This is a genomic window from Aetokthonos hydrillicola CCALA 1050, assembly GCF_017591665.1.
In the GTDB taxonomy this organism is placed as follows: Bacteria; Cyanobacteriota; Cyanobacteriia; order Cyanobacteriales; family Nostocaceae; genus Aetokthonos; species Aetokthonos hydrillicola.
In genome coordinates this window covers 22,196-46,665 of record NZ_JAAKGC010000058.1, presented here as the reverse complement: position 1 = coordinate 46,665, position 24,470 = coordinate 22,196, and the positions used below count along the sequence as shown (strand labels likewise).

Genomic DNA, 24,470 nt, shown 5'->3' with positions numbered 1-24,470 from the left:
CTACCGCCGCTAAACTTCTTCTATCTGTAAGCATTGCAGCGTGAGTCCAGACTGGGACGGTAATTTGCCTTCCTACAGGCATTCGAGAACTATTGGCAGGAACAATCATTAAATCATAAGGTGTCCAAATAGAGGTAAAATTAATTTGCTCTAACATCGCCGCATCACGATTCAAATCCTCAAGCAGGGTGCTGTTAGGACGCATCTGAATGCAGCCAGCACCCAGATGGCAGAAGGCAACCCAAGTCCCATTATTTGGTGCAGAGAGCGTGATAAAGCGCTCCACACGGTTAATTCCACCTAATCTTTGAACATAGTAACGGCTAACAATACCACCCATGCTAAAACCCACGATATCTATAGGTTGTTGTGGTAAAAATGTGCTATTAACATAATCAGCAACTTGCTCTGCTAAATGATCAAGACGCCCATTACCGTTGTTAGGCAATAGATCTAGGTCATAGACAGTCCAACCCCTATTTTTTAAATAGGGAATCATGCTATCAAACACTCGACCTGTGTCAAAGATGCCATGTACCAACAACACAGGATTACGCTGTTTTGAATTCTCCATACACTAACTAGTATCAAAAATAATCTACCCTATATAAGAATTAACAAAACATCACTGCAATTTATAAAACACCTATGGCGCTTTCTCTAGTGGCTTAACCGTTACGTAACTGAGAGAGTGATTGTTAAGTTTTATAGAGCAAACTTTAAAAATCTTGCTCCAAGTTACAGTAAAATTTAATAATTGAAAATGAGCTATATTCTGACTATGTACAAGTTACAAGTGCTTGCAGGAAGGAATTTAGAGCATTTGTCTTGTGCTTTTACAACACTGTTGACGAAACACAAACTCGCGAAAGCTGCCACTTAAATTAGGCGGCAGAACCACAGAGGTAAGTCAAGTATATCTTGATAAAATGTAACAATATCCCGTAATTTTTTTCAGGATTGCGGTTATATACCAGATATCAAGGGCAGGAGCAGTTGCAATGATCAGTTTTATCAAAAACTTAATTTCCGGAATCGTAAATTTCTTTCTTGGGCTTTTCGGTGGTAAAAAGGATAGCGGCTACTATCTAGAACTCCAAGAAGATGGTGATGAAAATAACTTAGCATCAAAGGCGAAAAAAGCAGTAGAAACAGCCGCAACAAACACACAACAAGCAGTACAAGCAGTAACAGAAAATACTCAACAAGCGGTAGAAGCAGTAACAGAGAATACTAAGAAAGCCGTAAAATCAGTTAAAGAGACTGTTCCTGCGGCATCCAATGGTAAAAAAGACGCCGCTACAACCATCATCAAACCTAGCGAAGTTGAACTCGTGCAAACAGCCAAAGGTGTTAAGGCTCAAGCTGCTAAAAAGGAAAAAACCCCTACACCCAGTGCAGCCCCCAAACAACCAGAAGAAACAACATTTGCACCCAAATATCTGACACCCACCAACTCTAACGGGCGTCGTCGTCCAGGTGCTAACATGAATTCTTTTCTTGATATGGCACGTCAGGTAAAAACTCCTAACTAATGGATGAAAATTAGCAGTCAGTAAAACTTGCTCAGAGTCCTCAGCTTCACAGCAATTTGTAATTCGCAAGCTACCCATCACAGATTTATAAATCTTTACCAACCTCCCTTGTGAGCCTAATTGCTCATCCTCCAGGGGAGGTTATTTGGTTTTTTTAGGATACACATAGAATTAAGTAGCAGTGATCGCTCTTTGAATGCAGCATCATAAATCAATGTAGCGCCTTTGAATAGATTGCTCGTCGCTACTTCTTTTTTAAGGGAGAATTGAGAAATGCTAGAAAACCGGGACTATACATTAATTATCGATAAAAGTGGTAGTATGGCTACCCCAGACCAAAAAGGTGGTAGAAGTCGATGGGTGACAGCACAGGAATCTACCTTTGCCTTAGCTAATAAATGTGAGCAACTTGATCCTGATGGGATTACTGTTTATCTATTTTCCGGGAGATTCAAACGCTACGAAAATGTAACATCAAGCAAAGTAGCGCAAATTTTCCAAGAAAACGATCCTGCTGGTACTACTGATCTCGCAGGGGTATTGAAACACGCAACTGATAACTACTTTCAGCGGAAGGCTGCCGGGCAAACTCAGCCAAATGGAGAGACAATTTTAGTGGTTACTGATGGAGAACCGGATGATCGCAAAGCCGTAATGAAAGTGATCATTGAAGCATCCCGCCGTATGGAGCGTGACGAGGAGTTGGCTATTTCATTTATTCAAGTTGGCACAGATCCCCAAGCAACGCGTTTTCTCAAAATATTGGACGACGATCTCCAAAGCGCAGGCGCTAAATTCGATATCTGTGACACCATAACCATGGAAGATATGGAAGATATGAGTTTATCAGAAGTCCTGTTGAATGCGATCGTTGATTAGGTGATTTACAGGAATAAATATACCACCGCCGTTGGTTTCGGCTTCGCTCAACCAACTGAGAGATCGCGAATTGAGCGAAGTCGAAACCTTGAGTTGAGCGGAGCCGAAACTCGCATTCCCCAGGTATTTTCTTTCTTGGAAATCACCTTAACGAAGGAGCCACTCACTACCTTGTACAGGTTCCCCAGACTAAAGTCACGGGGTTTTCAGCCTACCTCTTATAATTTTTTTTCCTGTTCCCTTTTAATGGAGAGTTTAAAAATGGTAGAAAATCGTGATTACACATTAATTATTGATAAAAGTGGCAGTATGTCTACCCGAGACCAAAAAGGTGGTAGAACTCGATGGATAGCAGTACAGGAATCTACTTTTGCCTTGGCAAATAAATGTGAGGAAAGCGATCCTGATGGAATTACTGTTTATCTATTCTCAGGTAGATTCAAACGCTACGAAAATGTGACATCAAGCAAAGTAGCGCAAATTTTCCAAGAAAACGATCCTGCTGGTACTACTGATCTCGCAGGGGTGCTGAAACACGCAACTGATAACTACTTTGAGCGGAAGGCAGCAGGACTAACTCAGCCAAATGGAGAGACAATTTTAGTGGTTACTGATGGAGAACCGGACGATCGCAAAGCCGTAATGAAAGTGATCATTGAAGCATCCCGCCGTATGGAGCGTGACGAGGAGTTGGCTATTTCATTTATTCAAGTCGGGACAGATCCTCAAGCAACCCGTTTTCTCAAGGTATTGGACGATGAACTTCAAGGTGCAGGTGCTAAATTCGATATCTGTGACACTATAACTATGGAGGATATGGAAGATATGAGTTTATCAGAAGTCCTCCTGAACGCGATTGTTGATTAACTCCTGCCAGTCGATGCGATCTTTTTTTGCTGAAGATTATTTTGCCATTTTTGGTGTAAAATGTCTAATTGCTAATCGTCACAAAAACTCTAAATGTTTTGTGATCTGATAGCCGTGACAACCAGTTGATCGCATACCCTAGTAGACTTAAATCATCGTGGACTATACCGAATCAATCGATGATCTGGCTGCTGCCCTGCAACAGCCAGCCGATTTGACATTTGAATTGCCTGATCCAGAAGATGACGAAATCCCTGAACCACAATTTCAACAGCAGTTGGATGTAGCTTGGCAGGTGTGCGATCGCTTTGATTTGCAAACCGAAATCTGGCGAGGGCGGATTTTACGAGCCATTCGTGATAGGGAAAAAAAGGGTGGAGATGGACGGGGTACCGGTTTTCTCAATTGGCTTAAAGAACGAGAAATTAGCAAAAGCCAAGCTTACGCCTGGATTCAATTGGCAAACAGTGCTGATACTCTTTTGGAAGACGGAGTACTTGATCCAAAAGCTGTGAATAACTTCAGCAAACGAGCATTTGTAGAAACCTCCAAAGCAGCGCCGGAAGTTCAGCAGATGGTGAGTGAAGCTGCGCAAAAAGGCGATCGCATTACACGGCGTGAAGTGCGACAAATGAACGATGAATGGACAGCAATGTCTTCTGATTTGTTACCTGAACCAGTAAAAGAAAAAGCAGCAGATAACACTCTTCCTCCTCGTTATATTGCACCACTGGTGAAGGAAATGGAAAAACTACCAGAATCTCATCAACTAGTGCTCCAAAAAGAAATTGCTGCTAATCCAGATGTGGATACTCTCAAACAGGTAACGACAGAAGCACGTAACCTTGCCAAATATCTTAAAGCTGCTGCTAAGGTTCAAGCGCTGAATGCGCAAGAGATCGACATAGAAACCGCTTTGGAAGAAGCTCAAAGAATTGGTTGTTTGAATATAGCTGCTGATTTAGTAAACCAAGCATCCCAGATAGAACAGACAATTGCTAAGTTATACATGACTTGGAAGCGTATTAGTAATTTGTCGGATCGGTTGTATGTGGATACAGGTGCGAGTACACCGAAGTTGCGATCGCTTCTGGAATGTTTAGAACCATTTGGTGGTGAAGTAATGGAAGTGGATCTTGGTTCTGCTGCTGAACGTACTGTTCGCTTGCAAATCCAAGAAACTAATTGAAAACGTGCGGTTTTTCCCGTAAAATCCCCTCTATTTGCTACACTGAAAAAGGAAAATCAACGGACTTTCTTTAAGAAGGTATTCTCAAAGATTGCGTATATTTTCCTTGTATAGCAAGGGTTTATACCAATTTTCGGTGAAGCTGCATATTATTTTTACCCCTCCTAACCTCCCCTTGGAAAGGGGAGGGAAAAAAGGCGCTGGGGCTTTTCTATGCGTCTTCAGATAAAAATGGTACTAGAACTTGCTTCTGGGTTAACAATATTTCACTTTCAAGGCAAACGTTGAATTATACACGGAAATAGTGTTTTTTTTATTCCATGTGGACAGTTTTTGTGTATAATTTTTTGCTTTCAGAGTGAAATCACTTTTTGATACAAGGTTATACATTTGTGATGTCGAATCCCTTCGTTGTTGGACAGCCGATTGCACCCCAACATTTTGTTGGGCGCAAATCTGAAATTGAAGCAGCATTTGATCAAATCTTTAACCGCAGTCACTTAGCTATTTGGGGTGGTCCAGGAATGGGGAAATCCTCTTTTTTGGAGAAACTCGCCTCCCCCGAAGCATGGGAAGCACGTGGAGAAGATCCATCCAATGCGGTGATTATTTTATTTAGCTGTGAGACTATCAACCCCTTTACTGCTTCCGCTTTTTGGCGGGAGGTTCTAAGCATTATGAGGGATAAGTTGGAAAGTGAACCAGATTTACAAACTGATATTGAAACACTGTTAGAACAAGGACAAACAACAAAAGATAGTCTGCGCCAGATATTACGGAAACTAGGAAAAATAGGAAAATACCTGGTATTGCTAATAGACGACTACGATGCAGCGTTGCGAGAAAATGAGCAATACTCCAGAGCCAACATGGAAACATTCTTAAATGAGAGCCGTAATTTAGCGTACCACTGCCAAGAGAGACGATATCTCTCCATGATTGTGACTTCACTCAAGCGTCTCAATGAACTTGGTCCTCCTCTCAATCCAGCAGGTTCTCCCTGGTATAACCATTATCTGTTTCAATCTCTCAAGCCATTTACTGACGTTGAAGTTCAAAAATTACTTAGTATTCTATCAATAACACCAGAACTACAAAAGGCAATTCGAGAAATTGCAGGTGGGCACCCAGCGCTACTGCAAATGGCAAGTTCTCTTTTATATAGAGAGTTACGATCCACACAATGGCAAGAACCAGACTCACAAACATTTACCAGAAATTTTGAAAGTGATAGCAGACAAATATTGGAAACTATTTGGGACAGGTGTAGTGAAGTAGAACAAACATTATTAATGTTAATGGCACTATCTGGGTTGCAAGGGCGCTTACCTCAAGCACGTTTTGATTTAAAGGGTATTAATATTATCTATAATCAAAAAGAGCGAGAGTTGGTTAATTTAGAAGAACGGGGTATCATTATTCGTTCCCCAGAAAAAGCAGGGCAAAGAGTACCCTCCTTCGCCTCATTAATAATAGAGCGGTGGGTAATTCAAGAGCTTAAGAATAGTGATAATGCATCTCTGGAAAAAAGGCAAAAAGGGTTTCTAAATTTAATGAGCCATGAACAAGCTAAGAAAGTCACAGATGCAATTAAGTGGGCATGGCAACATAAGGATGAAGTACCATCAGCTTTAGAGTGGTTTGGGAGGGTTTCTGCAGCGTTACCTTCGGGAATGATCCAAAGCTTAGTTAGTTGGATGTAAGAGTAATAAATATGACTAATAGTTCTGAAAAACCAAGAAGAAATCCTTACATCATTGGTCGTCCTGTTGAAGACCGAAACTATTTTTTTGGGCGAGAAAGCTTGTTTAGATTTATTGAAGACAACTTACGAGGAAATGTAAAGGTTATCTTATTGCACGGTCAACGGCGTATTGGGAAATCATCACTACTCAAACAAATTTCCCATTTCTTTGATCAGCTTCCTGAAAATAATTTTATTTTCGTTAACTTCGATCTTCAGGATAAAGCTAGTCATCCTTTAAGCCAGGTTCTATATTTACTTGCTAGAGAAATTTATGAACACCTTGTTGACCACCTTAGTCTAATACCTTATGGCAGGCTAACACTACCTTCAGATGTAGGTTTAGAAATAGATTCAAATATATTTTCTCGTGACTTTTTATCTCAAGTTTATCAGGAATTAGGGAATAAAAAGTTGGTGTTGTTGCTTGATGAATTTGATGTTTTAAGTGATACTCCTTCTAATTACTCAGCCGGTCAGCATTTTTTTCCTTACTTACAGAGGCTAATTAACCAGCATTCTAAGTTATTTATCATTCCCGTTATAGGAAGGAATCTGGATGATCTACCAAACTTGCTTAGTTTATTTAGCGGTGCACCTAACTTGGAAATTGGTTTGCTAGAAGATATAAGTGCTCGACGGTTAATCACTAGACCATCTCAGGATATGTTGGAGTATGAGCATAATGCAATAGAAGCAATTCTAAAACTTTCAGCAGGGCATCCTTACTTTACTCAAATAATATGTAATGCCCTTTTTAGAGAAGCGAAATCTAGAAATAACTCCAAAATCACTCGTACAGATGTAGAGAGTATTACAGACCAAGCGATAGAGAATGCTGAGGGTGGTTTGGACTGGTTCTGGAAAGGGTTACCAACTCCAGAGCAAGTGGTCTTCTCAGCAGTAGCTGAGGCTCAAAGGATAGCTATTTTAGAAAACAAACCAGTACCAGAAGAACCCTTAAAGCTCCTCAAAAACTATGGAGTTAAGACAACAGATTATCTTGTTCACACAGCTCACCTTTTAGCTGATAAAGGTTTCTTAGATAAAACAGAACGTATGGTAAAAATTGAATTAGTCCGTAGGTGGTTAGTTCAACGTCATCCATTACGCCAAGAAATACTTCAACTGGAGAACCTTCAGCAAGAAGAAATAGCTGAGCTTCGGGAAGCAGCAAGTAGAGAGGATCAGCAAGGAAACCAGGAAAGAGCAAAGATTCTTTATGAGAGGATTTTAGACATTAATCCCAATCACTTTAGCTCAATAACTCATTTGGCTCAAATACACTTGCAAAATGAGAATTGCGAGGAATCAGTCGAACTTTATAGACGTGCTTACCAAGCTGATAGAATACGCAATCAAGAAGGGTATTTACGTGCATTGCAAGCTTTTGGAGAAAAGCTAATAACACAAAAAGCTTGGACAGTTGCCAAAGAGCAATTCAGTCAAGTCTTAGAGATAGAACCTGATAACCAAGCAGCACAAGGGAAGCTAGAAGAAATTGAGCGAACTCTTTTAGGAAAAGTTACCGCAGATTCTAGAAACCTGTTTAGGCAAAAACGAATTCTATTTGGTGGCGTAGCAGCAGGAATTATTGCCCTTGTTTCTTTTGGTACTTATCGGTTGGTAACCCCTTGTTATGCTGGTCACCAGAAGATATTTGGTGTTTACTGTGCGCTAGATCAAAGGAAAATCAGTCACGGCGAACGCACTTTTTTTCCAAAAAATCAAAATCAGGAACGTGACAAAGGTATAGAAGCTTTTCAACAGGGTAATTATCCAAAAGCCATTCAACATTTTAAGAAGGCGGTAGGGGATAAATATAAAGATCCAGAAGTTCAAATCTACTATAACAATGCGCTAGCAAAACAAAAAGGGATTTCCCCTTTTAAGCTAGCAGTGGTTATACCAGCAAACACGCAAGACATCGCTCAAGAAATGTTGCGGGGTGTTGCGCAGGCACAATCGGAGTACAATCAGAAACAGGGATCGAATGATCGACTACTAGAAATTGCGATCGCCAACGATAATGACGACCCAAGTACCGCTGAACAAGTAGCACAAGAATTAATCAACGTAAGCAACGACTCACCAATACTCGGAGTTATTGGACACTATAGTAGCGATTCTACAAAGGCAGCACTAAAGAAATACAGGCTTTCGAGCTTAGCGATAATTTCACCTACTAGTACTAGCACAGAATTGACAGGTGAAGTTTTTTTTCGGACAGTACCTTCTGACACTTCCACTGGAAAAATACTAGCTGAATATGCCAGAAACCTTCTTAGGTTAAACAAGGTGGTGATTTTATATAACCCTAACAGCCCTTATAGTAGGAGTATAACAGTAGCATTTACAACAGAGTTTCGACAATTAGGTGGTAATCCTCCTGTCATGACTGAGTTGACAGACCAGAGTGTAAATATAGAACATCAAGTAAAAAATACTGTCTCTCAAGAGGAAGCACAAGCAATAGTTTTCTTCCCGGATACACAACACATATCTGAGACGATCAGAGTTGCTCAAGCGATCACAAACTCAAATGTGCCAGGGCTAAAGCTGTTAGGTGGTAGTAGCTTGTACAGTCAAGAAAGCTTAATTAAAGGTGGAAAAGCTGTCGAAGGCTTGATTTTGGCAGTACCCTGGTTTAAGGATGCGCCACAATCAAAAATCTTTGCCGGTAAAGCAGCCAAGGAATGGGGAGGAGATATTAGCTGGCGTACAGCTACTAGTTATGATGCCGCAAAAGCTTTCATCGATGTGATATTTCCTGAAGCGTCCCGCTCAACAATTTTGCGTGATCTTCCAAACACAAACCTTTCACCAAATGAAACCTCTGGGGACGTATTACAATTTAGCAAACGAAATCGCCAAAATCAGCCCATTCTTGTTAGAGTTGAGGGAGGTAAGTTTATCTACTTAAAATAGTGCAGAAGCAATCCGACCGGGGGGCTGTTGTTATTAGTAAATGATTAGTATCTCCTTAATTTAGCATTGAACTATGACATATTCCACTCCTCGCCGAAATCCCCACGTCATTGGTCGTCCAATTGGCGAGGAAGAATTATTTTTCGGGCGCGAAAGTCTGTTCCACTTTATTGAGGATAATCTCAAACATGATGAAAAAGTCATCTTGTTACATGGTCAGCGACGAATAGGCAAGTCATCTGTACTCCGGAATATTCCTAACTTTGTTGCACCGGATCGGTTTTTATTTGTGCCTTTTGATCTTCAAGACAAGAGTCAACAACCCTTAAGCAGCATATTACATGCTCTTGCTGCTGAAATTCTCAGCCACCTTGACTTGGATGCAGATAACATCAAACTACCTAACGTCATAGATTTAGAAAAAGATCCATATATTTTCGCTCGCCAGTTCTTACCCCAGGTATATAAAATATTAGACAATAAAGAACTAGTATTATTACTGGATGAGTTTGACGCTTTCAGCGATGGAGGCTCAGATTCGGCAGTCGCAAATTTTTTTGCATTTTTAAAATATATTGCTACAATTGAAGATCGGCTATTCATTATTCTTTTTGCAGGGCGTAAACGAGAAGATCTGCCAACTCTACTCGGTATATTTAAAGGAGCACCTTTTCAAGAAATCGGATTGCTGGATGAACTGAGTGCTAAGAGGTTAATTATTAAACCTGCTGAAGGTATTCTGGAATATAAACCGGAAGCGATACAAGCTATTCTTGACCTATCCTCAGGGCATCCTTATTTTACACAAGTGATTTGCTTTGCTTTATTCGGGAGAGCACGGGAACTAGAAAACTGGGTAATCTCTCGTACAGATGTAGAAAGCGTTGTAGACAAAGCAATTGAGAACGCTGAGGCTGGATTGGTATGGTTCTGGGAAGGGTTGTCTATTCCAGAACGAGTCGTTTTTTCTGCTGTAGCTGATGCTCAACAGATTGCTAATTCTAAGACAGGAGAGAAAATTCCAGAAGATCCCTTAACTCTACTTAAAGACAATTATGGAGTGATTCCAACAAATTCCTTGATTCAAGCAGCTGATCAACTAGCTAAACAAGGTTTTCTGGATAAGACAGGACGTAGAGTGAAGGTTGAATTTATTCGTCGGTGGTTAGTTCTACGTCACCCATTACTGCGAGAAATATCCCAATTAGAAGAACTTGAGCAAGAGCAAGTCAATCCCCTTTGGGAAGAAGCAAATCGAGTGCAGCAAAACGGGAAAATAGAAAATATACAAACTCTTTATCACAAAATTCTAGAGATCAATCCAAATCACTTTAGTACAGTAGTATCCCTCGCTAATGAATATTTGAAGGCGAAAGACTTTGATAAAGCTGTAGAACTCTACAGGCGCGCCTATAAATTTGACCCAATACGGAACGATGAAGGAGTAATACGCGCCCTGCAAGCTTCAGCCCAAGAGTTGATCAATCAAGGAGATTTTATACAAGCCAAAGAATACTTAAACGAAGTATTGGAATTTGAACCTGACAACCGAACAGCACGATTGAAACTGCTAGAAGCTGAAGTTGAAGCGCAGCACACAGATAAACCTTCTAAAGGAGAACTTTTTGCTTTCAGAAATAGAAGTCTTGGGTATTACAAGAGTAAATCATTTCTTTTAGCTACAATAGCAGGTACAATAGGAATCACTACTACTTTAATTGCTGTTGGCATTAATCAGATCTCTAACTCCTGTTCAACAGAAGAACAGAAGGCGTTTAGATGTGCAGGCAATATAAGTAATAGTATTAGTTACGGCGATCGAACTCTTTTCCCCAAAATAGAAAATATTACTCGTGACCAAGGTATTGAAGCTTTTAAACAACGTAAATACTTAGAAGCTGCTGAAATTTTTAAAAAAGCTATAGCAGATGATCGTCGCGATCCAGAGTTACTAATCTACTACAACAATGCCCGTGCTCGAGAACAAGGTTCTCCCTTAACTTTAGCAGCAGTTGTTTCCGTGGAAAGTTCAGCATCTACAGCACGAGAAATATTGCGTGGTGTAGCCCAGGCACAAAATGAGTTTAACAATAAAGGTGGGTCGGATGGTCGATTGCTACAGATTGCGATCGCCAACGACGGTAACAAACAAGATAAAGCCAAACAAGTGGCGCAGGAGTTAGCCAATGACTCTTCTATATTAGGAGTGATTGGACATGATGCTACTCAAGTAGCATTAAGTGAATACGAAAAAGCTAATTTAGCTATCATATCTCCTACTGACTTTATCAACTCGTCAGATAGTAGTGTCTTGTTTACGACAGTACCTTCTGGTGCTAGTACTGCTAAAAAATTAGCTGAATACGCTTCTAGAAAACTTGAAGTAAACAAAGTTGCGATTTTCTACACTCCCGAGAGTACTTATAGCGACGCTTTAACAAAAGAATTTATCAAGAACTTTGAAAAACTCAAAGGTAGAATTGTTTTCAAAAGTGATTTAGCTGAGGCAGAATTTACAAATAACTTCCCAAAATCCGAATCGCAAGCACTTGTTTTCTTTCCAGATAAACAACAAACTTCTGTCGCACTCCAGAAAATTGCTAGACTCCCGAACTCTAACAAACGAGTCATCAAGTTTTTAGGTAGCGATACCCTGTATGACAAACAAACTTTAACTCAAGGTTCAAAGGCTGTTGAAGGCTTAATTCTCGCAGTACCTTGGTTTAGAGATACGCCAAAATCAAAAAGCTTTGCTAATAGAGCAGCAAAGGAATGGGGAGGAGATATTAGCTGGCGTACAGCTAGTAGTTACGATGCAGCACAGGCTTTTATTAAAGCCTTCTCCTCTTCCTTAAACCCTTCTAGAAAGACTATACTGCAAAAACTCCAAGATCTAAAGCTTCCGGCAAGTAATACGTCAGGTGAAATTTTGGAGTTTACTGAACAGAGGGAACGTCAGATTCAACCTGTCCTTGTTACGGTTAAAGAAGGTAAATTTGTACTACTTAAATAGTACGTGTAACGGTAATCGTAAACTTTTCATCCCTTTTCATGTAGGGTTTCCGATTTCATGTCTGATAGGACTTACGCATTATACAAATAGAACATCATGTGTATTGACGGATAGTGGTTGTTTGGGACTTGTAGGGCCTTATGGCAAAAGCCCTTACAATGAACGGGAATACCCTAATTTCTGGAAAAATCTTTCGTTAAGGCGTTATTAATTCCTGCCCCATATGTAATGATTTCTGTCAATGAGTAAGTTCTATCTGATACCAATTCACTTAAATGTTGATACATATTAAACATCTGTAAGGGCAAACGGCGTTTGCCCCTACTTCGTATTTGTATCATGATTTTCGTGAAATGGTCTGAGAATATGTTTTTTGGATCTTGTCTAATTAATCAGACTCGCGAGAAAATATTATTTAACAAAAAAATAAAAAGCTAAGTATGTGCGAGTTAAAAGCACCTAGAATTGCCGTGGTTGTGGCGAGTAGGATTTTTAGATGCTTAAGTTTTTAGCTTCTAGAAATATTCACTAACAACAAAAACTAGGAGAGAGGCTTGCTCTACTTAAAAAAGTATTTCTACCTATCGGATTTCTGTATGCTAACTTGTACCAAACAAAAAGATTGTTGAAGTTTTTTAGGTACAGGTTGATGTGGTGTTTTCTTTGTTAGAAAAGCCTGATTAAACCTAACTTAGTGAAAAGAAAAATAACGTCTATCCAAAGAGAGATTTTTTATTTTATTGATTGTGAAATTTATCACTCTCCTGACCGCTACCATCACCCCAAGCACAATAGCAGTATTAGGTTATAACAACAAAAGCTTTTAGTGCTTCTCTCACTTTACACCTGATTATTCTAGTGGATAATTCATCTCACCCTACTGTAGAAGTACCAGACCCTCTTAGGGCATCAGCATTGGTACTTAACAGCGAACCCTTACCCAAAATACCCAAGCAAGTCATTCGGACTAGCTTGAAAGCATCTACCATTGATGGCATTCTTTCCGCTATATTTACCAACATCACTAGCGGCGTATTGTTGATTAACTTTCTACTTTATTTAGGTGCGACTTCGATAGAAGTTGGCTTACTGTCTTCTATTCCTATGCTGGTTAATTTACTCCAGCCATTAGGAGCTTATCTAGCTGATCGCACAACGAGCCGCCGCTGGTATATCCTGACAATGTTCGGTCCTGCTAAATTAGTATGGCTCATTTTAGTTGCAGGTATTGGGTGGTTGAGCTGGTCTGGTAGAGAGCCACATTCTCTGATAGCCTGGACTCTAGCAATAATTTGTCTAAGCAGTATTTTTACAGCCTTAGGGACGTCCGCTTGGTTTAGTTGGATGGCAGCTTTGGTTCCACCTCGGTTGCGTGGGCGATATTTTGGTCTTCGTAATAGTGCTACCAGCTTGACTAATCTTTTAAGTGTTCCGATTCTTGGATTTATTGTTTCTTCTTTTCCTGGTGGCACACTCCATGGTTATAGTGTTTTGTTGTTTGTAGCAGTTGTCATTGGAATATTAAGTGTAGCATGTCAGTCCAAGATGGCTGATGTAAATCCCCAAATGACCCCCGTCCCCTGTGCTACAAACCAAAACGAGGAAAATGCCCCTAGCTCTACCGAAAAACCCAGAATTCTTAAAGATACAAACTTTTTAAAGCTTTTGGTATACTTCAGCATTTGGCCATTTGCCATGAATATGAGCGGGCCATTTTTTAATTTATACATGCTAAAGAATTTAGGTTTAGACATCAGCACAGTTACAGTCTACACAAGTTTATTATTTGGAGCCAATTTGGTGATGCTGATGGTATGGGGAAAATTAGCCGATAAAGTTGGAAATCGTCCGCTATTATTGTTGGTCAATCTTGTTGCGTCCGTCGTGCCTATACTTTGGTTAGGAACTGGAACAGATCCAGTTTCTATGTGGATATGGCTACCCATCATACACTTAATGTTGGGTGGTTCGGGCGCTGCACATGACTTGTGCAATAGTAATATTCAAATGGCGGTAGCACCAGTTTATCGGCCTTCTCAATATTTTGCGATCGCTGCTGCTACTATTGGCGTCAGTAGTGGTTTAGGTTCAGCAGTTGGGGGTTTTTTAGCTGAACTAGATGCGAGCAGACGTTTACATGGATTATTTACACTTTCCGCAGTTTTACGATTAGTGGCTCTATTACCTTTAATCTTCGTCCAAGAACCACGTAGTCAGCCTTTTACTCAAGTCATAGCCAATATTATAATACCTTTCAAACAATGGGCATGGGGCATGGGGCATAGGGCATAAGCTAGAATTAGCAAAAGCTAGTAAAAATTTACTTTGCCGCCAAGCATCGCGGTAATTATCTAAAGACCAGCCATTTTTAACCAAAAGTCCAGTAGTTGTCCCAGAAGGAGCAAACGATGTGAGGAAGACAACAATTAGAGGTAGGAGGATAATAACTGCCAATATCAGTAGTACTCCTGTTCTCAAAAGGTGCCTAGAATCGAAGGATGTGGCATGAACTTATCACATCTGCTCTAACTTCTGCTGATTTTCTTATTCTTTTGCTGATTAGCTTGCGCTAATTCCCTCAGCAAAAGTTAATCTATAACATAGTGACTTGTTAAGTTAAATTAAACCATAGTTACGATTACCCTAACGTTATAGGGTGATCCTAATGTTGTATCAAATGATTCACATTACTGGAGTGACCAACAATGCAGCAGCTACCTACAAAATCTGAAATCGATTACAAAAGTGAAACCTACAAAGATGCCTATAGCCGGATTAATGCAATTGTGATAGAAGGAGAACAACAAGCATACGAGAATTATATTCGGCTTGCCGAACTGTTGCCAGGACATCAGGAAGAACTCATTAAGCTGTCCAAAATGGAAAATCGCCACAAAAAAGGATTTGAATCTTGTGGGCGTAACCTAGAAGTTGCACCTGATATGCAATTTGCAAAGGAATTTTTTGCTCAATTGCACGATAATTTTCAAAAGGCAGCGTCTGAGGGAAAAGTTGTTACTTGCTTGTTGATCCAATCTTTAATTATCGAATGTTTCGCGATCGCTGCTTACCATATTTACATTCCAGTTGCGGATGAATATGCTCGTAAAATTACTGAGAACGTAGTAAAAGATGAATATTCCCACCTGAACTTTGGCGAAGTTTGGTTGAAAGAACATTTTACAGAATCGCAAGCAGAGCTAGAAGCAGCTAACCGCCAAAACTTACCCCTAGTTTGGAAAATGCTCAACCAAGTTGAAGAAGATGCGCGTACATTGGTCATGGAAAAAGACGCTCTGGTGGAAGATTTTATGATTCAATACGGTGAAGCTCTCAGTAACATAGGTTTTACAACCCGTGACATTATGCGTATGTCAGCATACGGACTCACTGCGGCATAGCAGAATCGGTGAGCAATCGGGTGTGGGGCATTAAAAAAATGATTTTCTATTTCCAATGCCCAATACCAATTTAATAGTTAGTTATCAAAACAAAGCAAGGACAAGCCTAAATAAATAGTTCATGTTTGGTCTAATTGGACATCTTACAAGTTTAGAACACGCCCAAGCCGTAGCCAGAGAATTAGGCTACCCAGAATATGCTGATCAAGGGTTAGATTTTTGGTGTAGTGCACCGCCTCAAATAGTCGATAACATTACTGTCACCAGTGTTACTGGGCAGAAAATCGAGGGGCGGTATGTAGAATCTTGCTTCTTGCCAGAAATGCTGGCAACCCGTCGCATCAAGGCAGCAACTCGCAAGATCCTCAATGCTATGGCTCATGCTCAGAAGCATGGAATCAATATTACAGCTCTAGGAGGGTTTTCCTCGATTATTTTTGAAAACTTTAACTTAGAGCAGTTTAGGCAAGTCCGCAATATAAAACTAGAGTTTGAACGCTTCACCACAGGTAACACTCATACTGCTTACATTATTTGTCGCCAGGTAGAGCAAGCGTCGAAGCAAGTAGGCATTGAACTATCAAAAGCGACTGTAGCTGTGTGTGGCGCTACCGGGGATATTGGTAGTGCTATCTGTCGTTGGCTGGATGCTAGAACAGATGTTAAAGAACTTTTGTTAATAGCTCGTAATCAAGAACGCCTCCACGATTTGCAAAGCCAACTAGGACGTGGAAAAATTATGGCTTTGGATGAAGCTCTGCCCGAAGCTGATATTGTAGTGTGGGTTGCCAGTATGCCCAAAGGAGTCGAAATTGATCCGAACGTCTTAAAGCCAGAGTGTCTGTTAATTGATGGGGGTTATCCGAAAAATCTAGCGACCAAAATACAGCGTCCTGGTTTGTCTGTACTCAATGGAGGCATTGTGGAACATTCCTTGGATATTGACTGGAAAATTATGAGCATTGTCAACATGGATGTTCCTGCACGTCAGTTATTTGCTTGTTTTGCAGAGTCAATGCTGTTGGAGTTTGAGAAGTTACATACTAACTTTTCTTGGGGGCGCAATCAGATTACTGTAGAAAAAATGGAGCAGATTGGTCAAGTATCGGTAAAACATGGATTTCGACCCTTGCTAGTTTAAAAATTAAAAATCAATTTTTAATTTTTAATTCCTTGAAGGCTCAATACTCAACACATCTAACTCGGTAAAATGGCTACTTCTGAGCGTAAACCGCTATTGTTGGACTTTGAAAAGCCCCTGGCAGAACTGACAAATCGAATTGAGCAAATTAGGCACCTAGCAGAAGAAAATGGCGTCGATGTTTCTAATGAAATTCGTAAATTAGAAGCACGCGCTATGCAACTGCGTGAGGAAATTTTTAGTAGTCTATCGCCTTCTCAAAGGCTGCAAGTTGCTCGTCATCCTCGCCGACCTAGTACTCTTGATTACATTCAAGCAATCAGTGAAGAATGGATGGAGTTACATGGCGATCGCTATGGCTTTGACGATAGGGCTTTAATTGGTGGCGTTGGTCGTTTGGGCGGGCAACCTGTAGTAATGTTGGGTCATCAAAAAGGGCGTGACACTAAAGACAACATTGCTCGTAACTTTGGAATGGCTTCACCTAATGGGTATCGCAAGGCTTTGCGGTTGATGAAACACGCAAACAAGTTTGGGATGCCAATTTTAACTTTTATTGATACACCAGGAGCTTTGGCTACGCTGGAGGCGGATAAAGGTGCAGGAGAAGCGATCGCCTATAATTTGCGGGAGATGTTTTCCTTAGATGTGCCTATTATTTGCACAGTGATTGGTGAAGGTGGTTCTGGCGGCGCACTAGGTATTGGTGTAGGAGATCGTTTGTTAATGTTTGAACACGCCGTCTATACCGTTGCTACGCCTGAAGCCTGCGCCGCCATCCTATGGAAAGACTCAGCTAAAGCTCCCCAAGCAGCTGTTGCTCTGAAAATTGTTTCACACGATCTCAAAACATTAGGAATTATCGACCAGATATTACCTGAGCCTGTTGGTGGTGCTCATGTTGACCCTTTGGGAGCAGCTACTACCCTCAAGCAATTTCTGTTGGATAACTTAGAGGAGCTTAAAAGCTTAAGTGCTCAAGAGCTTCGACTGATGCGCTACGAAAAATTTCGCAAGATTGGTGTTTTCACTGAAGTTACCCACTAACAAGTCTTGAGATGATTGATTAGCAAAGCATCAGTGCTATAATGCCTATGGCAAGGTAAAGATTCTTAACAATCTTGAAGAGCCGTAGGTGTTTGCATTTTTTCGTTATTGCTCATAAGAGTTAAACCCTTATGAGAAGGGTCTTTATGAGACTGCAACGAGTTCATCAAATATCAGGGGTTAGAAAGCGGGCAAACAGAAGAATTACTTTAATGTTAGAGAGGAAAATAAAAAACCTGTGAAACACACACAACGCCAATACACTATAGCAGTTGTTATAGCGAAAATCATCTGATGTTTAAGATTTTTTAATCTATCCAACCCAAGAAACTTAAATAATAAGGTGGCGATGCGATTAAAGAAGGAGTCAGAATTCAGAAGCCAGAATTTAGAAGCCATTCTGACTCCTGTATTCTTTCTAATTAAGGCAGAGCCTGAAAAACTGGAGTTAGCATGAGTGTTGAGCAAAAACGACGTGCCCTGATTACTGGGGCAAGCAGTGGGATTGGCAAAGCAACAGCTTTAGCTTTTGCAAAAGCAGGAATAAATGTTGCCCTAGTAAGCCGCGATCACGATAAGCTAACAGCAGTTTGTGAAGCCGTACAGTCTACTGGGGTAGAAACAAAAGCATATTCTGTGGATCTAGCTTGTGTCTCTCAAGTCAAAGAAAAAATACAAGCAATTTTGCTTGACTTTGGCGAAGTAGATATTCTGGTAAATAATGCTGGTATCGGGTATACCGGAAATTTATGTGAAACTCCTTTGTCTGACTGGCAACAGGTCATAGATTTAAACTTAACCAGCGTGTTTCAGTGCATTACGGCAGTTTTACCAACAATGCGCGATCGCGGTACAGGAACCATTATTAACGTCAGCTCCGTTGCTGCCAAAAAGGCATTTCCAAACTGGGGAGCGTACAACGTCAGCAAAGCAGGCTTGATTGCTCTTTCTCAAACCCTTTCCCAAGAAGAACGCGCTCATGGGATACGTGTTACTGCCATCTGCCCTGGTGCGGTGAATACTGAGCTATGGGATACACAAACTGTTAAAGCCAATTTTGACAGGTCAAAAATGTTAACCCCAGAGATTGTTGCTCAGTCAATTGTACATACAGCATTGTTACCACAACAGGCAGTAATTGAGGAATTAACGCTGATGCCTACAGCGGGTGCTCTTTAATTAATTTTGAGATTTTGGATTGTTAGTTGTAATCCTCTGGTTCGTGGTGGGTGTAACCCTTGAGTTAAGAAAGACGTGGGTAAACCCAACCACCAAAACTTGGTTCTGCTAACTCTCCTAGTAGTGTTCAACGCATGTGCTTACGCCAGATCAGGCGTCTCAGCTTATAAGCTGAGTAAACATAGCCAAGCGTTGCCCCGAAATCATTTATATACTTCACATTCCAAAGACGGCTCTGATCATGACTATTGCTCGTTCCAACGGTTCCAACGGTTCCAATTGTTCTCAACTTCCTTTAATTTCCGATTTAGCAGAAGCTATCAATACCAGACCAGATCGTAATACTCATAATGGTCGACAACCTGAACTACATCCACCAACAGAAGACCACATGGATCTGATGATGGATGCTGTGAAAAACATACTAGTAGGTGTTGGAGAAGATCCTGAAAGGGAAGGACTTCTTAAAACACCCTACCGTGTAGCTGAAGCAATGAAGTTTCTTACCAGTGGCTATAACCAATCTTTAGAAGAAATCGTTAACAATGCCATCTTTGATGAAGGTCATAATGAGATGGTACTAGTTCGAGATATCAATTTCTTTAGCTTGTGCGAACATCATATGTTGCCGTTTATGGGCAGAGCTCACGTTGCATATATCCCAAAGCAAAAAGTTGTGGGTTTAAGTAAGCTTGCTCGAATTGTTGAAATGTACTCGCGACGTTTACAAGTTCAAGAAAGATTAACTCGCCAAATAGCTGAAGCTGTTCAGATGATTTTAGAACCTCACGGAGTTGCCGTTGTCCTTGAAGCAGCTCATATGTGTATGGTAATGCGTGGTGTTCAAAAACCTGGATCTTGGACTGTTACTAGTGCAATGCTAGGAGTATTCCAAGACGAACAGAAAACTCGCGAAGAATTCTTTAATTTAATTCGCCACCAACCAGCATTCTTTTAAAACTAATGGGATACCGAGGGCTGGCTGAGTTTTCGGAAATCCCATTAGTTTTAAGCTCTAGAGCCTCAAACAATACTCCCAGAATCTAATCTGTTTTCAGGGGTTAATGTCTGTAGTGGGCGCTTTGCCTGTTGTCAGTAATTCTTGTAGGGCACGGATGGTAGAAGTAGAAACATTTATCTTCTCAAGTTAAATAGGGTTGGGATTCCAAAACTCTAGGTCGCTAAAGCTGCCAAAGTCTCGATAATTAATTGTCCATACAGGACATTTACGTTTATGCGCAGCCCAAATCACGGTTGCATCTTCTAAGCTTCCTTGCCAATTGGGAATTGTGGTTAGTAAAGAGCAGATTTCGAGCAAGTCTACTTCGTTAATGGGGGTGAGGTGTAAGCTTTCTACCATGATGCTAAGACTGTCTTGGGCTATCGTGGGGTTGGTTGTGTGTAGCAACCATTTATATACTTCAAACAAAATAGGAATGGGAATATAAACTCTGACTTTTGCTTGAGCAAGTTGTTTAAAGCCGCTTCTGCATTCTGCGTGTTGGGGATCTTTAGAGTATAACAGGGCGATTAAGGGACCAGCATCAATCACCAGTTGATAAAGGGGCCTTAGCATGGATTAATGATATCTGTCAAGTCTTCAGGGTTATTGCTGGCATTTGTGGGAGATTCGCTGACAATTCCGGCTAAGTTAAGAAGTTTAGATAAGTTTTTGCTAGTCAGTTTTTCTTCTAGTGCTTCTTGTATGAGACTATCAAGGGTTTGATTGGGATTATCTTTTAAGTATTGGTTTAGTTCTTGGGCTAAGATATCGGGTAGGTTGATTGTGCATTTCATAGATTTGGGGAATAGGGAACGGGTGATTTTTTTGTGAATTGCTGTTTTGAATTTAGAATTTATTCATCTTGTTCACAACTACACCTGAAACCAAGCTGTTAATGCCACAGCCAGGGCATCTGCTGCATCATCAGGCTTAGGAATTTGATCTAAACTTAACTCTCGTGCCACCGCTTGCTGGACTTCGTATTTGTCAGCATTACCATATCCCGTTAAAGCTTGTTTGATTTGGGCAGGTGTAAACTCTATAATTGGAACCTGACACTGCCCTAATACCAACATTAACACTCCCCGTGCTTGAGCAACTAAGATAGTACTTGACATACGATAGAAGAATAGTTTCTCTATTGCTACCAAATCAGGCTTTATTTCAGCAATCAGGATGTGCAAATCATCATATAAAGTACATAGCCTCTGTCCCATTTCAGTATTAGCTGGGGTGCTAATGACACCAAAATCTAGTAGGGTTACACTGTCATCTTGAACCTTGGTTTGATTTTGTTGGCAAATAATTGCCCCAAAGCCTAAAATAGCCAGACCCGGATCTAATCCTAAAATTTTCTTTTCCATTTACTTTACTTTAACCAAGTCTGGGTATCGTTTTACAACGAATGTTGGCAACTTGGGCTAAGCCCTTTCAGTCAAAATGTAATAATTACATGCTTGGTTTTTCAGTTAGCTAGTGTACATTTTGAGTTAAGCATTGTTGATACCACTGCTCTATATAAGGTATGTCAATCGGTTTTCTTAGACAAGCCCTAAGCACCCTGCAAAAGCAGTCACGCGGACGAACTTCCCACCGAGTCAATCAATGGTTTAAATGGCTATCGCCAGGTTTAGCAGTAAAACGCTGGCTACTCATTACTGTGGGGGGTGTACTTCTAGCCAGTCTGGGGTTAGCTATTTCGGTTAAGCTGACCCCTATTTTTTGGATGATTGAGTTCCTGAAGAACTTTTTGGGACTAATCACCGACATTGTACCTTACTATATTAGTGGCCCACTTGTTTTGTTGGGTGGCTTGCTGTTGATTCTCCTAGGACAAACCCGCACAGTAGGCTCAATTACTCAGGTGCTAAGGCAAGAAGGCGATGAAGAACTCATTGATGTTTTACTAGCACATCGCCGCTTGTACCGAGGACCGAAAATTGTAGTAGTAGGTGGCGGTACGGGACTTTCTACATTACTTAGGGGATTAAAAAGTTACAGCGCTAATATTACTGCGATTGTTACTGTAGCGGACGATGGAGGTTCTTCAGGAAGGTTACGTCGAGAAATTGGGGTTTTGCCGCCAGGAGACATTCGTAATTGTTTGGCTGCACTTGCAGATGAAGAAAAGCTATTAACAGAATTATTTCAGTACCGCTTCCGTGCTGGCGATGGTTTAACAGGTCACAGTTTTGGCAATTTATTTTTGACAGCGCTCAGTGATATTACTGGTGATCTAGAACGCGCGATCACCGCCAGTTCTAAAGTCTTAGCTATTAGAGGGCAAGTTTTGCCAGCTACTCTTAGTGATGTTCGCCTCTGGGCAGAATTAGCTGATGGTCGTCTTATTGAAGGTGAATCTAATATTACCGCCGCTGGAGGTAATATTGTTAAAATCGGTTGTGAACCGTCTAATCCGCCAGCACTACCAGCAGCTATTAAAGCCATCAAAGAAGCAGACTATATCATTATGGGCCCTGGTAGTCTTTACACTAGTGTGATTCCTAATTTACTAGTCACAGAAATCGCTGACGCGATCGCCGCATCCGTTGCGCCCCGGATCTATGTCTGCAACATCATGACTCAACCCGGCGAGACTCAAGGATACACTGTTGCTGACCACATTAGAGCCATTGATGCTACTTGTGGCAAACGCTTATTTAATGCCGTACTTGTACACAAAAAATCTCCGAGTCCCCGTGCACTAGTCCGTTATGCTGGGCAAAATTCTCATCCCGTCTTCCTTGATCGCGAAGCCGTTGCACAACTAGGACGCCGAATAGTCCCAGCCAATATCATGTACGAAGATGAAACAGGTTGTATACGTCATGATTCCCAAAAACTCGCACGTGTGTTACTACGCTGGTATAGTGCTACTCATCACGGCAGATAAAGCTGATTGTTAGTGGTTAATGCTTGGCTGTTCTAGCAATGCGTAAAATCTTATAAAGAGTTATGATAATTTTCCTCCCAGATGCAGAAGCAACTAGATCTCTTGGGATCGCTCTAGGTCAAATATTAACTCCTGGCACCGTCATTTTACTAGAGGGTGATTTAGGTGCTGGTAAAACTACCTTAGTACAAGGGATCGCTCAAGGTTTAGGGATCCCATTTCCAATTGTTAGTCCTACTTTCACCTTAATCAATGAATATACTGAAGGACGCCTTCCCCTTTACCACCTAGATCTATACCGTTTAGAACCGAAAGATATAGTCTCTTTGAACTTAGAAACCTATTGGGAAGGCGTTGAGGTTACGCCAGGAATTGTGGCAATTGAATGGGCGCAACGAATGCCATACAAGCCTGACACTTATCTCAACGTGCGTTTAAGGTATGAAAATGAAAACACTCGTCAAGCTGAATTTACACCATTCAATTGCACCATCCCCGAATTGAGGATGAGGAGAGATAGAGATGCGGCGAGATTGGGAGAGACGGGCAAACCCAATGAGTCAATTTAGGGAGTTCACTTTTGCAGGAGTTGGCACCTTGGTGTGAGCCATAGCAAACCGAGATCGTTAGAAGTAAGCCCCTAATTTTGGTTAAATCTGCCACTACCCCGTTCATCACACGATAAAACTAACATTGTCATCTTATTTACCAAAAATGTATTGCAGAATTGTTTGACAGCTTATTCTTCCAACACGCTTATGTGCTGGATTTTAGTCTCATGTAAGCGATTATATGAGTGTAATCGCGTAAGTGTCCATCGAGATTTGTATTAGATTCAAGAACGTCTCAGTAGAGTTGTTCTTTTATCAAGAGATATACAGCCAAGTGCAAAAATTTTTGAAAGCTGTATTCCAGCCAGATTGTGCTCCTCTAAGAACCGCTACAAACTGTTATGAACTGAAATTTACGCAGACAGCTAAACTACGACAGAGCAGAATTGTTGTGAATTTAGCAAGTGATCTATCAACTATCCAGCACTGGCAGATCGGTTGCTCAACCAACTACCCTGCATCTCTCAAAATAGCATTCTTTTCCCCAACACCTCTGCTTACCAATAACAAAGTCGAGAATTAATTTACAACTTCTTCTCTACTTGCAATTGACTCAAATATTAGAAGTCGGTTATCATGCTACATCTTTATCAATAAAGACTATATTCTTATGATGTTTGAAAAAACAGGACAACACGCTTTTAAGAAATAAAAAGTCATGAGCAAGAAAAAAGTTGATTTTAGATTTTGATAAACGAATTCTGTTGCTGAATTTTGCGACTAAGTACTAGAAAGCTTGATTTTCAAAGTTTCTAGCAATCACCATAAAATGAATTTTGAGCGCATAACTAAAGTTACGTGCCACTGCTCGCAGCATTTGTTGAGAAAATTTGGTGATTTATTCAAACAGGTTCTATCATAAGTATTAAATTTTTTTAACGCTTAATAAAGCGAAAATTTAGAACCTGTATAAGCTCTTTTGTAGCTGGATTGGATATAAAAATAACATGTTGATTTTACCGAATTTGTGTTGTAATCTTGTTTATTTAATGACAAATCTTCTGAGAAAAAAATACTCAATATAATTACATAGACTCTTA

At 40.6% G+C, this 24,470-nt stretch carries 19 protein-coding genes and 1 pseudogene; 15 read left to right on the top strand and 5 right to left on the bottom strand.

Annotated elements, in window-relative coordinates; all coding sequences use genetic code 11:
* Nucleotides 1-574: esterase/lipase family protein (locus G4P69_RS24380; RefSeq protein ID WP_208351853.1), on the bottom strand; the 574-nt coding region annotated here is incomplete at its 3' end.
* 427 nt (nt 575-1,001) lie between these two features.
* On the opposite strand from G4P69_RS24380, the gene G4P69_RS24375 reads away from it, so the two are divergent.
* The 8 genes from G4P69_RS24375 to G4P69_RS24340 all read left to right on the top strand — a co-directional run bounded on the left by G4P69_RS24375 (nt 1,002) and on the right by G4P69_RS24340 (nt 14,447).
* A complete protein-coding gene (locus G4P69_RS24375) occupies nt 1,002-1,535 on the top strand; it encodes a hypothetical protein (protein ID WP_208345649.1) in 534 nt (177 codons plus the stop codon).
* Between the two features lie 273 nt (nt 1,536-1,808).
* Entirely contained in the window at nt 1,809-2,414 is a 606-nt protein-coding gene (locus G4P69_RS24370; RefSeq protein ID WP_208351848.1) for a vWA domain-containing protein, read from the top strand.
* A 261-nt stretch (nt 2,415-2,675) separates the two neighbouring features.
* A complete protein-coding gene (locus G4P69_RS24365) occupies nt 2,676-3,281 on the top strand; it encodes a vWA domain-containing protein (protein WP_208351842.1) in 606 nt (201 codons plus the stop codon).
* Between the two features lie 157 nt (nt 3,282-3,438).
* Nucleotides 3,439-4,470 carry a hypothetical protein gene (locus G4P69_RS24360; RefSeq protein ID WP_208351832.1) on the top strand — a complete coding sequence of 344 codons (1,032 nt, stop codon included), beginning with the start codon at nt 3,439-3,441 and terminating at the stop codon, nt 4,468-4,470.
* 395 nt (nt 4,471-4,865) lie between these two features.
* A complete protein-coding gene (locus tag G4P69_RS24355; protein WP_208345886.1) occupies nt 4,866-6,173 on the top strand; it encodes an ATP-binding protein in 1,308 nt (435 codons plus the stop codon).
* Between the two features lie 11 nt (nt 6,174-6,184).
* Entirely contained in the window at nt 6,185-9,142 is a 2,958-nt protein-coding gene (locus G4P69_RS24350) for an ABC transporter substrate-binding protein (protein ID WP_208351831.1), read from the top strand.
* 73 nt (nt 9,143-9,215) lie between these two features.
* Nucleotides 9,216-12,155: an ABC transporter substrate-binding protein gene (locus G4P69_RS24345; protein WP_208344335.1), complete on the top strand. Its 2,940-nt coding sequence runs from the start codon at nt 9,216-9,218 to the stop codon at nt 12,153-12,155.
* Nucleotides 12,156-13,013: 858 nt separating this feature from the next.
* Nucleotides 13,014-14,447, top strand: a complete 1,434-nt coding sequence (locus G4P69_RS24340) for an MFS transporter (RefSeq protein ID WP_208344336.1) — start codon at nt 13,014-13,016, stop codon at nt 14,445-14,447.
* On the opposite strand, the pseudogene G4P69_RS39455 reads toward G4P69_RS24340, so the two are convergent.
* Nucleotides 14,445-14,633 (bottom strand): annotated as a pseudogene (locus G4P69_RS39455) (carbohydrate ABC transporter permease); the annotation flags it as partial. The gene G4P69_RS24340 and the pseudogene G4P69_RS39455 overlap by 3 nt on opposite strands.
* Before the next feature lie 227 nt (nt 14,634-14,860).
* Here G4P69_RS39455 and G4P69_RS24335 point away from each other — a divergent pair.
* The 5 genes from G4P69_RS24335 (at nt 14,861) to folE (ending at nt 19,881) form a co-directional block, all read left to right on the top strand.
* Complete coding sequence (locus G4P69_RS24335; RefSeq protein WP_208344337.1) at nt 14,861-15,556, top strand: aldehyde oxygenase (deformylating); 696 nt, start codon at nt 14,861-14,863, stop codon at nt 15,554-15,556.
* A gap of 121 nt (nt 15,557-15,677) precedes the next feature.
* Nucleotides 15,678-16,697, top strand: coding sequence for a long-chain acyl-[acyl-carrier-protein] reductase (locus G4P69_RS24330; protein WP_208344338.1), 1,020 nt, complete (start codon nt 15,678-15,680; stop codon nt 16,695-16,697).
* Nucleotides 16,698-16,766: 69 nt separating this feature from the next.
* Nucleotides 16,767-17,744: an acetyl-CoA carboxylase carboxyltransferase subunit alpha gene (locus tag G4P69_RS24325; RefSeq protein ID WP_208344339.1), complete on the top strand. Its 978-nt coding sequence runs from the start codon at nt 16,767-16,769 to the stop codon at nt 17,742-17,744.
* 453 nt (nt 17,745-18,197) lie between these two features.
* Nucleotides 18,198-18,923 (top strand): SDR family oxidoreductase, encoded by a 726-nt coding sequence (locus G4P69_RS24320; RefSeq protein ID WP_208344340.1) that lies wholly within the window; start codon nt 18,198-18,200, stop codon nt 18,921-18,923.
* A gap of 241 nt (nt 18,924-19,164) precedes the next feature.
* Nucleotides 19,165-19,881 (top strand): GTP cyclohydrolase I FolE, encoded by a 717-nt coding sequence (gene folE, locus G4P69_RS24315; protein ID WP_208344341.1) that lies wholly within the window; start codon nt 19,165-19,167, stop codon nt 19,879-19,881.
* Nucleotides 19,882-20,070: 189 nt separating this feature from the next.
* On the opposite strand, the gene G4P69_RS24310 is transcribed toward folE, so the two are convergent.
* The 3 genes from G4P69_RS24310 to ruvC all read right to left on the bottom strand — a co-directional run bounded on the left by G4P69_RS24310 (nt 20,071) and on the right by ruvC (nt 21,290).
* On the bottom strand, nt 20,071-20,499 hold the full coding sequence (locus G4P69_RS24310) for a type II toxin-antitoxin system VapC family toxin (RefSeq protein WP_208344342.1): 429 nt from the start codon (nt 20,497-20,499) through the stop codon (nt 20,071-20,073).
* The gene (locus tag G4P69_RS24305) at nt 20,493-20,720 is read right to left on the bottom strand and encodes a hypothetical protein (RefSeq protein WP_208344343.1); all 228 of its coding nucleotides are present in this window, start codon (nt 20,718-20,720) and stop codon (nt 20,493-20,495) included. Before G4P69_RS24305 ends, G4P69_RS24310 begins: the two co-directional genes overlap by 7 nt.
* 78 nt (nt 20,721-20,798) lie before the next feature.
* Entirely contained in the window at nt 20,799-21,290 is a 492-nt protein-coding gene (gene ruvC / locus G4P69_RS24300) for a crossover junction endodeoxyribonuclease RuvC (protein ID WP_208344344.1), read from the bottom strand.
* A gap of 161 nt (nt 21,291-21,451) precedes the next feature.
* On the opposite strand from ruvC, the gene G4P69_RS24295 reads away from it, so the two are divergent.
* Together G4P69_RS24295 and tsaE are read left to right on the top strand one after the other, a co-directional pair.
* Nucleotides 21,452-22,819, top strand: a complete 1,368-nt coding sequence (locus G4P69_RS24295) for a gluconeogenesis factor YvcK family protein (protein ID WP_208344345.1) — start codon at nt 21,452-21,454, stop codon at nt 22,817-22,819.
* A 62-nt stretch (nt 22,820-22,881) separates the two neighbouring features.
* Complete coding sequence (tsaE, locus tag G4P69_RS24290) at nt 22,882-23,388, top strand: tRNA (adenosine(37)-N6)-threonylcarbamoyltransferase complex ATPase subunit type 1 TsaE (RefSeq protein ID WP_208351828.1); 507 nt, start codon at nt 22,882-22,884, stop codon at nt 23,386-23,388.
* Nucleotides 23,389-24,470: the final 1,082 nt, after the last annotated feature.